At 46.9% G+C, this 15,859-nt stretch carries 13 protein-coding genes; 9 read left to right on the top strand and 4 right to left on the bottom strand.

Annotated features, from left to right (window positions below):
• Positions 1–112: 112 nt before the first annotated feature.
• Complete coding sequence (locus tag BBR47_RS18515; protein WP_015891964.1) at positions 113–991, top strand: LysR family transcriptional regulator; 879 nt, start codon at positions 113–115, stop codon at positions 989–991.
• Between the two features lies 1 nt (position 992).
• On the opposite strand, the gene BBR47_RS18510 is transcribed toward BBR47_RS18515, so the two are convergent.
• Positions 993–1,739: a YwaF family protein gene (locus tag BBR47_RS18510; RefSeq protein WP_015891963.1), complete on the bottom strand. Its 747-nt coding sequence runs from the start codon at positions 1,737–1,739 to the stop codon at positions 993–995.
• Between the two features lie 362 nt (positions 1,740–2,101).
• Positions 2,102–2,608 (bottom strand): Gmad2 immunoglobulin-like domain-containing protein, encoded by a 507-nt coding sequence (locus BBR47_RS18505; protein WP_015891961.1) that lies wholly within the window; start codon positions 2,606–2,608, stop codon positions 2,102–2,104.
• A gap of 159 nt (positions 2,609–2,767) precedes the next feature.
• Between BBR47_RS18505 and aspA the strand changes: the two genes are divergently transcribed.
• The gene (gene aspA / locus BBR47_RS18500; protein WP_015891960.1) at positions 2,768–4,192 is read left to right on the top strand and encodes an aspartate ammonia-lyase; all 1,425 of its coding nucleotides are present in this window, start codon (positions 2,768–2,770) and stop codon (positions 4,190–4,192) included.
• A gap of 69 nt (positions 4,193–4,261) precedes the next feature.
• Here aspA and pdaA read toward each other — a convergent pair whose 3' ends face one another.
• Entirely contained in the window at positions 4,262–5,047 is a 786-nt protein-coding gene (gene pdaA / locus BBR47_RS18495) for a delta-lactam-biosynthetic de-N-acetylase (protein ID WP_015891959.1), read from the bottom strand.
• Positions 5,048–5,326: 279 nt separating this feature from the next.
• On the opposite strand from pdaA, the gene BBR47_RS18490 reads away from it, so the two are divergent.
• The 4 genes from BBR47_RS18490 (at position 5,327) to BBR47_RS18475 (ending at position 12,102) form a co-directional block, all read left to right on the top strand.
• A complete protein-coding gene (locus BBR47_RS18490) occupies positions 5,327–5,554 on the top strand; it encodes a hypothetical protein (protein WP_015891958.1) in 228 nt (75 codons plus the stop codon).
• 100 nt (positions 5,555–5,654) lie between these two features.
• Complete coding sequence (locus tag BBR47_RS18485; RefSeq protein WP_015891957.1) at positions 5,655–8,927, top strand: DEAD/DEAH box helicase; 3,273 nt, start codon at positions 5,655–5,657, stop codon at positions 8,925–8,927.
• Positions 8,928–9,108: 181 nt separating this feature from the next.
• Complete coding sequence (locus BBR47_RS18480; RefSeq protein WP_015891956.1) at positions 9,109–10,920, top strand: CotS family spore coat protein; 1,812 nt, start codon at positions 9,109–9,111, stop codon at positions 10,918–10,920.
• 33 nt (positions 10,921–10,953) lie between these two features.
• Positions 10,954–12,102: a glycosyltransferase family 4 protein gene (locus BBR47_RS18475; RefSeq protein ID WP_015891955.1), complete on the top strand. Its 1,149-nt coding sequence runs from the start codon at positions 10,954–10,956 to the stop codon at positions 12,100–12,102.
• Positions 12,103–12,349: 247 nt separating this feature from the next.
• Here BBR47_RS18475 and BBR47_RS18470 read toward each other — a convergent pair whose 3' ends face one another.
• Positions 12,350–12,901, bottom strand: a complete 552-nt coding sequence (locus BBR47_RS18470) for a hypothetical protein (protein WP_015891954.1) — start codon at positions 12,899–12,901, stop codon at positions 12,350–12,352.
• 176 nt (positions 12,902–13,077) lie between these two features.
• Between BBR47_RS18470 and BBR47_RS18465 the strand changes: the two genes are divergently transcribed.
• From BBR47_RS18465 to BBR47_RS18455, 3 genes are read left to right on the top strand one after another with little or no spacing between them, the layout of a single operon-like run.
• The gene (locus BBR47_RS18465) at positions 13,078–14,115 is read left to right on the top strand and encodes a hypothetical protein (protein ID WP_015891953.1); all 1,038 of its coding nucleotides are present in this window, start codon (positions 13,078–13,080) and stop codon (positions 14,113–14,115) included.
• Positions 14,108–14,734 carry a DUF4129 domain-containing protein gene (locus BBR47_RS18460; RefSeq protein ID WP_015891952.1) on the top strand — a complete coding sequence of 209 codons (627 nt, stop codon included), beginning with the start codon at positions 14,108–14,110 and terminating at the stop codon, positions 14,732–14,734. Before BBR47_RS18465 ends, BBR47_RS18460 begins: the two co-directional genes overlap by 8 nt.
• The gene (locus tag BBR47_RS18455) at positions 14,727–15,851 is read left to right on the top strand and encodes a DUF4350 domain-containing protein (protein ID WP_015891951.1); all 1,125 of its coding nucleotides are present in this window, start codon (positions 14,727–14,729) and stop codon (positions 15,849–15,851) included. Before BBR47_RS18460 ends, BBR47_RS18455 begins: the two co-directional genes overlap by 8 nt.
• Positions 15,852–15,859 lie beyond the last annotated feature (8 nt).

Below are 15,859 nucleotides of genomic sequence, written 5' to 3'. Positions count from 1 at the left end.
GGTCCTAATCAGTGTTGCGCCATAAACAGTATACGAGTATCGTTTGAATAAGAAAAATGAATGTTTGTGATGATTTTCATGAATCCGATTCATGTAAAGGGGACGAAGAAGGGTGAGTTTAAACAAGTTTGAGGTAGTGATCACCGTTATTGAGTCAGGGAGCTTAACCAAAGCTGGAGAAATACTAGGTCTAACACAATCAGCGATCAGCCATGCGATTGCGAGTCTGGAACGGGAATTTGGGTTTTCGCTTTTGACCAGAGGACGGTCAGGTATCAGCCTCACGAGTAATGGGGAGCGACTGCTTCCGTACATGCGTGAGACCTTGCGCTGTCATGAGCGGATGAAACAAGAGGTGTTTGCGATCAATGGGTTGGAGGTCGGAACGGTGAGAATTGGAACCTTCACGAGTGTATCCACACAATGGCTTCCAGGAATCCTCAAGCGGTTCCAAGACCAGTATCCGGCGATCGAGATTAAGCTGATGGAAGGGTATTACGATGGAATTGAAAGTTGGATTCAAACCGGAGAGATTGATTTTGGCTTCGTCTCCTTACCAACAACAGAGGATTTGGAATGGATTCCTTTAAAAAAGGATCAGATGTATTTGCTGGTGACAGAGGAACACCCGCTCTACAAAGAGGAGCGGGTGCATGTGAGCCGACTGGCCGAAGAGACATTTATCATGCCGAAGACGGGCTGTGACAATGATATACAGCGTTTGTTGGCGCAGTATCAGATTGAGCCGCGAATCAAATATGAAGTAGGGGATGATCACGCAATTATTGCCATGGTGCAAAATGGGCTTGGGATCAGCATTCTCCCGGAAATGATTTTGTTTCGCTTGCCAGCCAATATTCGGATGATCCCGCTGGAAGGGGAGCATTACCGCTCGCTGGGGGTGGCAGCAACCTCTTTTGCCAAGCAGTCACCGGCTGCCAAACGCTTCTTGCAGTGTGTAACCGATTGGGTGAACGAGCAGCAAGCGTGATTCAGACAGACAAATCGCTCTTGACTTCCTTCGCCAGCGGCTGCTTTCGGACAAAGGGCAGGTACAACAAGAAAAACAACGCGAGGGCTACTCCTTCCAACGAAACGATGTACCACGGATACGGGCCCAAAAAGTCAATCAGACTGGGATTGTCCGGTTTGCGAGAGACAAATAAGTAATTTCCACCGGTCCATTGGTTGACGAAAAGTGCGACGAGCAAAAGCAGGTTTAAAAAGCCCATCGTTTTCCAGATCGAACGGACAGTCGGGCGGTAGCCTTCTACCCATGTCATGTACAAGCAAGCAAGGACGATTCCCGCGTGGGCTACAAAAAAATGCACAAAGCGAAAATGCGGAAATGGATAAAACAACTCGGGGGTAAGCAATGCCTGCATCGCGCCGCCAATCCCGGCAAAAAACGTAATCTCATACAGTCGGTAGCTTCGCATCATCAGCATCACGGCAGAAAGCAGGAGAGTCACGCTACATAGCTGCAAGGGTAATGTGTAAGCAGCCGTCCAGCTCTCGGTATAAACATGCCAAAGCTGATAACAAACCTCTGATAAAAGCAAGACACCTGCAAGTACGTAACGGGTAGTGAGTCGATGTGTCGGGGCTTTGAGCTTTTGCCGAAATAAATAGGTGAGCATGACCAGACAGAGCACAAGAATCAAGGTAATAACGTGAGAAGAGGAAAACAGCCGAAACGGCTCTCCTGTCAGGAAAAGTGAAAAATAGGGTGAGGTCATGATGGGCTCCTCTTTGTTTATTATTTTTTATATTTGAAAATTCACGAAATTTTAACAGATAGAAGTTTTTCTGATATAAATCATTGGTTATAATATAAATAGACTAGTTTACATCATTGAGAGGAGATATAGTCTTGAACTTAGTGCTCACGGAAAAAACATGCAAGTCTTGTCAAGCTCGCTTGACCGAGTATGAAATCGATAACAATGGTGCACTCTGCATGGAATGCTTCAAGGAAGAACAAGGCGAGTAAAAGTAACAGCAAGGCATACGGCAACTGACTGTCTACTGCTATCTAATAATAGACCCTTTCAATCAGACCCTCTCTTTTCATAGAGAGGGTCTGATTTTTTTGCAGGCCTTATTCCGGGAGAGGAATGATCAGTTCCATTCTTCGGCTGCCGTCTTTCATGCTTGTTTCAAACAAGATGAGTGTCAGTGTGCTGTTCGGTTCCGCTTTTTTCACTTTCAGTGTATGGGTAAAATCTCCCCAGTCAGGAGCAGCAGTAGAAGCCTGCACGGAACCTTGCGTCAGCTCGTTGTGTCCATCTTCTACGACATAATTGAGTACAGCTTCGAACACGCTCGCCTGTCCTTTGATTTCATACGTGTCTTGGGCGGTTTTCTTCACAGTGACATTGCGGAAAATATCATTGCCATAGACAGTCTCCTGTTGACCTGTTTGATTCGTTGGTGGCTTTTCAGGCGTTGTAGGTTGGGTGGTTGCGGGTGGCTCAGAAGTAGGTGTCTCGGGCTTCGTTGCAACAGGTGGCTTCTGTTGTTCTGTTGGAGTGGAAGGGCTATCTGTGCCACTCGAGCATCCTTGCAGCAAGCCGATCGTCAACAGCAGCAAAAGCATTTTTTTCATGGTATCCCTCGATTCTGTCTGGTATGAAATGGTACCTACAAATAGTAAGACGTAAAAACGAATAATAGAGTTTCAGGTGGATGAGTCTTCCTGCATGAAACTGTGGTAGAATGGAGGGGAAGTAGCAACCATTATTCCTAGAAGGCTGGTCTGATAACAATGGAACAACAGACGTTTCGAGTGGAAAAAGACTTTCTTGGCGAGAAGCAAATTCCAGTAGATGCTTATTATGGCGTGCAAACGATGCGAGCAACGGAAAACTTCCCAATCACCGGGTACCGTCTTCATTTTTCCCTCATCAATGCAATGGCAATGGTAAAAAAAGCAGCTGCAATGGCAAATATGGAAGTTTCCAGATTGAATCCGCGGTTAGGAAATGCGATTGTTGCTGCGGCGGAAGAAATCATGCAAGGAAAATGGCATGATCAATTTATCGTCGATCCGATCCAGGGTGGAGCAGGTACTTCGATTAATATGAATGCCAACGAAGTGATCGCGAACCGTGGTCTTGAGATGCTTGGTGAGAAAAAAGGAGATTATTTCCACTTAAGCCCAAATACACATGTCAACATGTCTCAGTCTACCAACGATGCGTTCCCAACAGCGATTCATATTGCAACACTCACCCTGTTGGAAAAGTTGCTCGTAACGATGGATAAGATGCATGATGCATTTGGCCAAAAAGCAAAAGAATTCGATGATGTCATTAAAATGGGCAGAACGCATTTGCAGGATGCGGTTCCGATTCGCTTGGGCCAAGAATTTGAAGCATACCGTCGAGTGCTTGAACGCGACATCAAGCGTATTAAGCAATCTCGTCAGCATTTATACGAAGTAAATATGGGAGCGACTGCGGTAGGAACGGGTTTGAATGCTGACCCTCGTTACATTACAACAGTAGTCAAGCATCTTGCCGATATCACAGGCTTCCCACTGACAGGTGCAGAGCATCTCGTGGATGCTACACAAAACACGGATGCGTATACAGAAGTATCAGCAGCACTGAAAGTTTGCATGATGAATATGTCTAAAATCGCGAATGACTTGCGTTTGATGGCATCCGGACCTCGAGCTGGACTGGGGGAAATCTCCTTGCCAGCACGTCAGCCAGGCTCCTCGATCATGCCAGGAAAAGTCAATCCGGTCATGGCAGAACTCATCAACCAAGTAGCGTTTCAGGTCATCGGAAATGACCATACGATTTGTTTGGCATCTGAAGCAGGTCAGCTAGAACTGAACGTGATGGAGCCTGTGCTTGTCTTCAACTTGCTGCAATCGATCAGCATTATGGACAATGCATTCGATGTCTTTACGCGTCACTGCTTGGAAGGAATCGAGGCAAACCGCGAGCGCATGAAAGAATACGTGGAAAAAAGCGTAGGCGTCATCACAGCGGTAAATCCTCATCTTGGTTATGAGACTGCTGCACGCATTGCCCGCGAAGCTATTTTGACAGGAAAGTCTGTACGTGAGCTGTGCTTGCAACACAATGTACTGACAGAAGAAGAACTGGATCTGATTCTCGATCCATTTGAAATGACGCATCCAGGTATTGCTGGAGCATCCTTGCTGGATCGCGACTAAACCCAAAAACTCCCGCGCTTTGCACATGCGAAGCAGCGGGAGTTTTTGCTTGCAAAAGGGAGGCTTGCCCTACTTTTTCGGAAGCTGATCCAAGCTCTTGAATTCATAGCCTTGCTTGCGTGCTTCATCGATTATCGTCCCGAGAGCCTCTGCATTGTCTTTGGAGACAGAATGGAGCAGAATAACAGCGCCGGGATGCAATTGGGCCATCACATTATCATAAGCGTATTTTGCCCCACGTTGGACTTTGGTATCCCAATCCCTATAGGCAACCGACCAAAAAACATTGGTATAGCCCAAATCTTTGGTTACAGCAAGTGTGCGATCGCTGAAAATTCCTCTGGGAGGTCGCAAGTAACGCATGTTCGCTTGCCCGATCACTTGCTGGACGGCATCACTTACTTTCGTTAGTTCGTCTTTGATTTTCTGATTCGGTACGGTTGTCATATCGGGGTGGCTCCAGGAATGATTACCAATCAGATGTCCTTCTTTTGCCATTCGCTTTAACAACTCGGGCTGTTCCTTCACAAAGTGCCCTGTCACAAAGAAAATGGCAGGAACTTTTTTGGCGAGAAGAGTATCTAAAATCTTTGGTGTAAAGCCATTCTCATAACCGTTATCAAAAGTCAAATAAAGCTCTTTTTTCGTGGTATCCCCTAAAAAAACCGCACCGTGACGATCCACAATACTTTTAAAGCCCTCCTCGTTGATAGAGGGTAACTGACCATTCTTGCTCTTTTTAAATCCAAAATGGTACGGGTGATCTGGTGAGGCCATAATCGAGTCAACTGGCAAGGCACTTGTAAGCAACAAGCTAATCCCGACCAACAAGCTTTTGATCCATCGTCTGCTCAAGAATAAGCTCTCCCTTCTGTTGTAAAGTCGTGATGTATTGAAGTCGATTCCATCAAAAGTTTGTCCAGTCTACTTCCAAATATGTAACCGGTACGTATGCAACAAGCTTGTTAAGTACATGCGTTACTTGCAAAGGCAAGCTGTGTAAAAGTCTACTGTGAGGACGGGGACAACTGTCCATACATGAAAAAGGAACTCTTCATATAGTATCAATGTCGACAGTAAAGCTGTTGGCAAATGCTGCCAAGAGATCATCTATAACCAGGAGGTGTAGTTAACATGAACGAATGGTTAGAGCAATTACGTGAGGCACTTGGTGAAGGTGCAGAAGAAATGGAAGTAAAAATCGAATACGAAGATGGCACTACGAAAAAATTATACTTCGGCAATAATGACGACGATGACGATGACGATGAAGAAGATGAAGAAGACAATGCCGGAGAAGATTCTGATGCAGAGGATTCCGATGAAGAAGATTCTGACGACGAAGATTCCGATGACGCCTAATTGATTTTTATAAGGGGAAAAAGATACGCTTTCATGCGTATCTTTTTTCAGTTGCATTCTGTAATATTAAACATATTTCAAAATGAGGATGGAACAGAAAATGAGCTTTCAAGTGAGCCATCAAATGATAAAAGAATGGTGTGGTCGCCTTTCATATGAGAGAGGAAAGACTTTTTACCGTTCTGGGAACGTGCTTGTGGAGCATTTTCAACCGGAACCTGCGTGGATCAGAACGACAGTGAACGCCGGAAAAAATAATTATCAGGTCACTATTGAACTGGACGAGTCTGGTATGGCAGCAGTGTGCAGCTGCCCGACTTTGGCGTCGTACGATCAGTACTGCCAACATATCGCAGCCTCGTTGTTAACCATGCGCGATCTACTAGTAGACGAGCATCCTGACAGCTTTTCCACTTCCATGACAACGAAACAAGCAGGCATGACAGATCAGCCTGATTCCCAGCTAACAGAGGGATTATTCGGTTTGTTTGTGGACCGCCCGCTTCGGACGAGCCATCATCGTGTGTTGCTGGATTCACGAACAACGCTTGCCTTGGAAATCATATGTAAAATCGTTCGGTATGGCTTTCGCAAAAGCATGATCGGAATAGAGCTGAAGCTAGGGCCAAAGAGGTTGTACATCGTAAAGGACATTCGCGCATTTTTAGAACGGGTGGATAAGCAGCAGGTGTATCAATTCTCCAGCCAATTTACCTATGATCCGAATTTGCATCGTTTTTTGCCAGAGCACGAAGCTATCCTTCGCGAACTCCTGCAAATTTACCGAACGGAGAAACTGTATCGGGAGACAGCGAGCGATCGTTATCAGGAACAGAAGCATGTGGGTGGGGAACGGATTCTTCTCGTTCCGCCGTTTACCTGGGAGCGATTCTTTGCCTTGCTACTCAGTGCTCCGTCTGTTCACATTCAGGATCATGAGCAAATATATCCAACGTTCGTATGTCTAGATGATCGACCGCCACTCCACTTCGAATTTGATCAGACAAAAACAGATCAATATCAACTGGAAGTGCAGGGCTTCAAGCACATTACTGTCTTGGAAGCTTACGGCCTGCTGCTCGTAGATGGAAAATGGCACAGACTGCCCAAGGAACAATGCCACAGTTTGGCGGAGCTCAAGCACTTGTTGGAATCCCATAGCAGTGAGAGGATTCACATTCCCGCTGAAAAAATCGAACCATTCATGGTGCAGATTGTCCCGGCCTTGATGAAACTGGGGAACGTGCATATTGCAAAAGCTGTCTCCGAACGGGTCGTGCAATTCCAGTTAAAAGCCAAGCTGTATCTGGATCGAGTAAGAGACAGACTGCTGGCGGGACTGGAGTTTCAATACGGTGATATCGTCATCAATCCGCTCGAAGGCCATGAAGGGGGAGGGCAACGTGGCAGTGAGCTGATTTTGATGCGTGACGGGGAGAAGGAGCGGCAGATTTTAGAGCTGATGGAGGAAAGTGCCTTTACCCGCACGGAAGAGGGGTATTTTCTAGATGATGAGGAGGCTGAGTATGACTTCCTTTATCATGTCGTTCCTAAGCTGGAAAAGCTGTTAAAGGTATACGCGACGACCTCCGTAAAAATCAGGATTCAGCCTCTCCACATCCCCCCTAAAGTCAAAGTGGATGTGAATGAGCGAACAAATTGGTTGGATTTTCGCTTTGATATGGATGGCATACCCGAGTCTGAGATTCGAGGCGTCATCCAATCGGTAGAAGAAAAGCGCAGATATCATCGGCTGTCGAATGGAGCGCTTCTGCCGCTTGAAACAAAAGAATTTGAGCAAATCAATCGTTTCTTGGACGAGATGGGCATGCAATACGCAGATCAAATGGGAAGTGGCTTTCAACTGCCTGCTATTTACGGATTGCGTTTGATGGATATACCCATGCAGGGACAGTCTGTTCAGTTAGGAAAATCGTTGCGTCAGTTTTTGGAGAATATGCGAAACCCTGATAATCTGGACTTTCCTGTACCCGAATCTTTGCAGGGGACACTTCGCGATTACCAGAAGTACGGCTATCAGTGGATGAAAACACTGGCACACTACGGCTTTGGGGGAATTCTCGCAGATGATATGGGTCTAGGGAAGACATTGCAAAGCGTGACCTTCCTCCTCTCTGTTCTGCCCGAAATCCGAGAACAAAAGCTACCAGCGATTATTGTGGCTCCTGCCTCTCTTTTATACAATTGGCACAACGAAATCAAAAAGTTCGCGCCAATGATCCGTAGCGTTATTGTGGATGGCACGAAGGAAGAGCGGACTCAAATCGTAAACGAGCAGTCAGAAATCGATGTGCTTATTACTTCGTATCCACTCTTGCGCCGTGATCATGCCCAGTTCGAGGAGCATTCCTTCCACACCTTGATCTTGGATGAAGCACAGACCTTCAAAAACTATGTCACGCAAACCGCTCAGACAGTCAAACGGATAAAAGCCAAGCATCGCTTTGCGCTTACGGGAACACCTGTGGAAAACAGGATAGAGGAGCTGTGGTCTATCTACGATGCTGTTTTCCCAGAGCTTTTTCCGGCACGAAAGGAATTCCTCGACTTGCCGAGAGAAACGATTGCGAAGCGAACGCGTCCATTTTTATTGCGTAGGCTCAAGTCGGAAGTTTTAAAGGAATTGCCACCAAAAATTGAAACACTGCAAAGCGCAAAGCTGTTGCCCGAGCAGAAAAAGCTGTATGTTGCCTATTTGGCACAGCTCCAACAGGAAACAGTGAAGCATCTGTACAATAAAGGCTTTCAAAAAAATCGGATCAAAATTCTCGCAGGCTTGACCAGACTGCGCCAGATATGTTGTCACCCAGCGCTGTTCGTTAAAGAGTATGACGGAGGGTCAGCCAAGCTCGAACAGCTATTCGAGATCCTCGGTGAATGCAAAAACGCTGGAAAGCGCGTTTTACTCTTTTCTCAATTCACAGAGATGTTGGGGATGATCGGACGTGAGCTGGGCTATCATGGTGTCCCGTTTTTCTATTTGGATGGACAAACACCAGTGGCAGAGAGGCTAGATTTGTGTAACCGGTTTAACGAGGGGGAGCGTGATTTGTTCCTCATGTCGTTGAAAGCGGGGGGAACAGGATTGAATGTGACGGGTGCGGACACCGTAATCCTGTATGATCTGTGGTGGAATCCCGCCGTCGAACAACAGGCAGCTGATCGTGCCCATCGCATCGGACAAAAGAACGTCGTCCAAGTGATTAGGCTTGTTGCAGAGGGGACGGTCGAAGAAAAGATGTACGAGCTGCAACAAAAAAAGAAAAACTTGATCGAAGAAATCATTACACCGGGACAAGAGGCAATCTCTTCTTTAACCGAACAAGAAATACGCGAATTGCTGATGATTTAACAAACAGCTTGACTGTCGCTACCACGCGAGGGGTCAAGCTGTTTTTTTGTGAGACTTTATCCCTGTGCGAATAACGAATTGGCAGATTCCCAATGATATTTGTCCGGTTCGAGATAAGGACATAGCGAATAGCTTATGGAGAAGGACGAAGGCATCACCACAGAAGTGTGGGGGGAATGGAATGGAACAATATGTGATTAAGCCATGGGATACCCGAGAAGGGAATGTGGAAACGCCGGCTAACTGGGATTTGACAGTGCCACCAGAAGTAGATGCGATCGCAGAACAAGTGATCAAAGAGTATGACATGTCGGTAAAAAGTCGTACGCTCATTACTTCCAAGCCAGATAAAGGCGGGGCTATTTGGCGCATCGAGACAGATAAAGGTCCGCGTAGCCTAAAGGTACTGCACCGTACGCCTGAACGGAGTCTCTATAGTGTGGCTTTCCAAGAATACGTTGTCAAACAGGGGGCAAGGGTCCCAGCACTGATTCCAGCCCGAAATGGAAGTCTTTATGTGGAAAAAGGCGGGAAACTATGGATTGTTACCGATTGGATTGCCTTGCAGCCTGCGACAAAAGTAGATTTGGTAGGCGCGCAAGAGCTTTGCTACGGTCTTGGTGAATTCCATCGCCATTCGAAAGGCTATGTTCCGCCCGCAGGAGCCAAAAACTCCTCCCGTTTATATCGTTGGCCCAATCATTATCAAAAGATTGCCAAAAAAATCGGGTGGATGCGGGAAATAGCAAAAGCCTACAGTGAAACCCCAACAAGTAAATCCATTTTGGCCGTCGTCGATCACTATGAACAGCGAGCATGGGCAGCCTTAGAGAAATTAAAAGCGTCTGCCTATCCGAAAATGATCAAAATGGGAGAGGCGCACTGGGGGTTGGTTCACCAAGATTACGGCTGGTCAAATGGTCAAAATGGACCTGGAGGGCTTTGGGTCATCGACCTGGATGGCGTGTCGTACGATTTGCCATTTCGGGATTTGCGCAAGCTCATCACCAGTACGATGGATGATATGGGCGTCTGGGATGTTACCTGGATGCGAGGCATGATCGAAGCCTACCATAAGGCAAATCCACTAGATCGCGAATCGTTCGAAGTGCTCTTGAATGACATGGCAGTGCCAAACGAATTTTATAAGCATCTCAAAGAGATGTTTTATGATCCAGCCACCTTCTTGTCGACTGAGGCGGAAGGCATCCTGCAACGAGTACTGACGGGGGATCAAACAAAAGATGCGGCATTGGCAGAGCTCGCGAAAGACATTAGTAAGTACGAACCGGGCAACTATGATCAAATAACAGAAGTGGTTGAACCGCAAAGGTTGGCATCCGGTATCAAGGAATTGTTACCTGTTGGGTTGTCCACACCACCAACAACAGAGGCTTTAGTAGAAGAGCCGAAAGACAAAAAGTCTACGAAGATCAAAGTGTCTAAGGATAAAGAGTCAAAGGTCAAGGGATCCAAAGACAAAGAGTACAAACTCAAAGAGTCCAAAGACAAAAAGCCTGTAAGTGACAAGGTAGCCAGTTCCCGTTCCGAGAAAGCGCTAAATAAACCGCAAGAAAGCCAGCAGGAAAGGGCAAGTGCGGAAAATAGCAGCACAACCCGCAGAGGTCCGATCTCATTTTCGGGAAGTGCTCCGTTCACACCATCAGCACCATTTGCTCCAAGTAACGTACGAAAACTCGGCCGTCAAAGCAAGAAGCGGGTAATGAGCTCTGCTGTCTCAAAAAGCAGCAAAAAGTCAAGCAAGTCTCTAAGCAAAGTTCGGGTCTCTATTGGAGTAAAGAGCAAATCACCAAAAGTAAAACCCGCTAGTCAAGCTGGAAAAAACAAAAAAGAAACTGTGTGGACATCTAAACAGCAGTCCCGGACCGTCACTTCCAATAAAAGCAAGAAGGTTGCCAAGACAGCGAAACTAATCCGAAATACGCAGATAAAGAAGCAGCGTCAAAAATCAAAGAAATCGAAAGGCAACTAATGTAAGAGGTCGGTACGGGAAAGGAGAATACAGATGAAAGTTATCATGGTCTGTACAGAAAAATTGCCAGTCCCTCCTATACGAGGGGGAGCGATTCAGACATATATTGCGGGGATTGCAGATATTCTAGGGAGGCATCATGAGCTGACTATCCTGGGAACGTCGGATCCCACGCTACCGAAGGATGAAATGGTTCGCAATGCGCGTTATGTCCGGGTAGATGGTCAAGGGGTGTTCGAGATCTATGCGCGCGAGGTAGCCGCTTTTCTGAGTGCGAACAACTATGATGTCATCCATGTTTTTAACCGACCGCGGATGGTGCCCATCATTCGTGAGGTATGCCCGAACGCACGCATCATTCTAAGTATGCACAATGATATGTTTGATCCAGTAAAAATAGGGCAGGCAGAAGCTGCTAGAGCCGTTGCTGAAACAGAACGGATCATCACCATTAGTGATTATGTCGGTCGGGTCATTGCCTCGTTGTATCCAGAAGCCGCAAATAAACTTCGCACGATTTATTCAGGTGTGAACTTGGAAACGTTCGTTCCGGTGGATGGGTCCAAGACGGCGCAAAAGATTCGGCAGGAACTGCGGGCGACACACAATCTTGGCAACAAGCAAGTGATCTTGTTTGTAGGAAGACTGACACCGAAAAAAGGGGCAGACATTCTGGTTCGTGCGATGAATGAACTCCGCTCCTATCATTCCAACATCGCCCTCGTCTTGGTTGGAGGGTCCTGGTACGGAGAAAATAAAATCAGTGACTATGCAGCATATGTACGCTCTTTAGCGAATCGTTCGCCTGTTCCGGTTATTACAACGGGATTTGTTCCAGCAGATCAGATTCACCACTGGTTCTGGGCGGGGGACGTTTTTGTCTGTCCATCGCAATGGGAGGAACCACTGGCACGTGTTCATTATGAAGCGATGGCTGCCGGACTGCCCTTTGTCACGACAAAGCGGGGTGGAAATGCTGAGGTGATCATCGGAGGAAATGGACTGTTGGTCGAGCAGCCGGAGGATCCTCTAGCGTTTGCTGCACAGCTGAAACAACTATTGTCTAGCCGCGACCTCCAACGTCAAATGGGGAGAAGTGGACGCCAGCTCGCCGAACAGAGATTTACATGGGATCGAGTCGCAAGAGATGTGCTTGACGTATGGAATAACAGGGATAGGTAAAACCAAAAAGTGAATGCTACAGCCCACTTCCCTAAAGAGAGAACGGAGAAGTGGGCGTTTATTTATACTTTAAGGACGAAGAGTCATGCAATGTCCCGCCAGAGTGGACTGGCCTGTCTGAACAAAAGGGCTAGTCCCGCATGTGTTTGAACGAAATGGGGGGATGCGGGGAATCTATTACGCACAGACTCCCCGCATCTTTAGGCCATCCTAAAGCCTCGCAGAATATCAGCTTGTTCAATTGGATTTATGCATTTGGAATAATCGCGACGATATGGGTGATAGGAATAACGATCGATCGTGAAGATGTCTGTAATTCAATGATTCCTTCTTCCACTCTAAGAAGCTTGCCGACTCGGTAAGAACGACTCTCGGGTCCCCATTCTGTCGTCAGTAAGACCTCCACACGTTGATCGTTTCTCATGCATTTGCTGAGCTCTTGGCGAAGCCCCTCTATAGATGCTTGATCCGCTGATTCTTCCTTTTCGACATCAACCTTCACGAATGGTGCCGGGATGACGATTGGCTTCGGAGCTTCTACTTGTACATAAGGTGCCTCTACTTGTACAACAGGCGATTCTACCTGTACAACAGGTGCTTCTACTTGCACGACAGGCGCTTCTACTTGAGGTGTGGGGGTGGTCACATTCACTTGAGGTGCGCGAACGTGGATACGCACAAAACGTCGTAGTTTCCTGAGCAGACTATTGTTTTTGCGTTTGGTAGATCGCTTCTTGCAGCGGCAACGGGCTTGCTTTGCTTTTAGCTTCTTCTTTCTCAATGCTTTCAAAGGCAACACCCTCCTAACTATGCATGCAATATCATATTCAACAGGGGGATGACCGCATTGGACTAACACCTGATTTGACAAAATCAGGCAGGGAAACATTAGCAAAATTAGATGATTTTTTTAAAAAAACAGGAAAATCGTGTATACTTATCAGGTAATCTCAAAAAGAAAGATGGAGGTTTCTCATGAATCGTACGCCGATTGCCCCCATGGGAGTGGGGAAGCTGTTGGACAAGAGCTTTTCAGTGTATCGCCAGCATTTTGGAGCATTCTTTTTGTTGGCTTTAATTTGGTTCGGTCCATTATTACTCCTGCAGCAACTGCTTCTGGTTGACTTTACCAGGGTGCCTTTGCTTGCACAAGATACAGAAGGTCTGGACTTTGCAGAATCGTTAGGCGCAAAATTTGCCGGACAAGAAGAATTTATGACACAAAGCCTGCCTATGTTGCTCATATTCTTCTTCCTTGTCGCACCGATCCTTTGGATTATCGCCTATCCGCAAATGATTTCCGGTTCGATTTTACTGACGAAGGCTGCCCTCGAGGGAGAGATCTTGAGCTTAAAAGATGCGTTGAAGGGGGCACTTCGCCGATTTTGGCCGCTCGCAGGTAGTACTTTCCTATATGGAGTCATCGCATTTGCAGTATCGACAGCATTTGTCATCGTATATGGATTGATTTTCTTTCTGATCGCCTTCGCTGGTGGAATGACATTGGAAACCATGTTTAATCCGTCAGAGGAAGGCAGCATTGTGCTTATGATCATTCTGGTTTTATTTGGCTATTTATTTTTAATTGCTGGGATGATGCTCGTACCAGGCTTTTTCTTAATTCGTTGGGGTTTTTATATGCCGCTCGTTCTGTTCGAACGCGATGGTGTCGGAATTGGTCAGAGCTGGAATATGACAAAAGGAAACTTTTGGCGCTTATTCGGTATTTTTGTTGTTCTGAGTGTGATCTACTCGATGTTCTCTAGCGGCATCCAATTAGTACTCACTGGCGTCTTGGGTACATCGATCCTCACGCAATTGATTCTAGTTGTACTTACCTGCCTCTTGACCCCTTGGATGGCCATTGTTTACGCTTTGGCTTACTTTGATCTGCGTGTGAGAAAAGAAGGGACAGATTTACAAGAGCTAGTAAGCCGTCAGCTTGCTACATCCGCACCAGTAGAACCAGCAAATCCTACCCCTGCACAAGAGACGGGAGTTACACATGATTAGCACGAGTCCTTGGGTAGATGACAAGGAGCATTTACAAGAGATTCTAGCCAGAGACGAGTTCAATTTGCCCCAAGGAAGTGGAGAGAACTGGATTCAAAGAGCGGTGGAGTATGTGATCGAGTTGATCGCCGAGCTATTTCAGTGGACCCACATTCCATCGGGTGCGGCTAATACCGTATCTACACTCGTGCTCATTCTGGCAGTATTGGGACTGGTCGGCATCATTTACTGGTTGTTCCGCAGAATGATTTGGGAACAGAAGAAGCATCGACCGCTGTTTATGGACGGTGAAAAAATACGTTCTCATGTAGACTATTTGCGTGATGCGAAAGAAAAAGCAGCGCGAGGAGAATGGCGGGAAGGAGAACGCTCGTTGTTTTTGGCGTTGTTGGTTTATTTGCAAATGAAGTCATGGGTTCGTGTAGAGAAATGGAAAACGAATTGGGAATACGCAGAAGAAATTGAGGCAAATCAGCCGAGCTTACGCGATGTGTTTGGCAGCTTCGCACGAGAATTCGACGCTGTTTGGTACGGGCAGGCGCTTGTTGATGAAGGGTCGTTCTGGCAGCGTGTGAACGAACTGGAAGGCATCTGGCGCGAGGAGGGACAGCATGGATAGTTTGCGCACCTATCGTGTCGGAATCATTGTGACTAGCTTGTTGCTCGTCATCGTGGGCTGGCTGATCGTCAAGCCTACAGCTGAACCTCTCCCGCCGTACTTGGCTTCGTCTGCACAGTCGAGCGGAATCAAGGCTGTGCTCGTACTACTGGAGGAAAAAGGCAAGCAGGTAAAGGAATGGCGCCAGCCTATGCGTTTTTTACCAACAGCAACAGGGCAGGCCATGCTTGTAGTAGAGCCAGAAAGACTGCTTCCAGAGGAACAGATAGACATTCTGGATTGGGTCAGTGAAGGCAATGACTTGATTCTCTTTCAATCGAGACCAGAGTGGGAAGACCTTCCCTTTCAGACGGAGTACATCCGGGGTAAAGAAAATCAGGAGCGAAACATTCAGGGACCTCTCATTTTAGGCAGGTTCATGGGCAAAGCAGAGACCCCATTGCGATTTTTAGAAGATGACGACATGGAGCCACTTCTCTATGACGACCAGGGGATACTCGGGGGAAGAACAGAGGTAGGAGATGGCAGTGTCACGTTTTTTCTTGTACCGGAATGGCTAACCAATCAAAAAATTGATCGACTGTCTCACTTTGAAGCGATCTGGCCGTATGTACAAGGAGATTGGTCCGTTCTTTGGGTAGACGAGTACCATCATGGCTTGCAAGAAAAACCAGGTTTTTTGGCGATCTATCCAGGATGGCTCATAGCCGCTTGCATGCAACTCGGTATCCTGCTTTTGCTGTATGTGTGGTGGAGAGGAAAACGTTTCGGACCAGTCTATACGCTTAGGGAATGGACAGTACGACGTGGTGATGAGACGTTGCTCGCCGTATCTAGTTGGTATGAGCGAAGAGGGCTGGCAAAGGATGCGTTACGACATCGAGAAGCATACATGCGGCAGCTGTTGTACGATCGGTGGGGAGTGCACCAACGAGCTGATCGTGTAGAAATCGTGCGATATGCCAAAACAAGATGGACAAATCAAGAGGTAGAGAAATTCGCTCATCTACTGGAACGATTGGAGCAGGCAAAAAACGAAGGGCGATACTCGCCCAAGGGCTTGCTTGCAGACAGTCTCTTGTTGGATGAGATTACGAAGCGTCTGGAGAAGGAGTGACAACTACG

The sequence above is a fragment of the Brevibacillus brevis NBRC 100599 genome, assembly GCF_000010165.1.
Lineage (GTDB): Bacteria > Bacillota > Bacilli > Brevibacillales > Brevibacillaceae > Brevibacillus > Brevibacillus brevis_D.
Note: the sequence above shows the minus strand (reverse complement) of the source record. Positions and strands in the feature narration are given on the sequence as shown.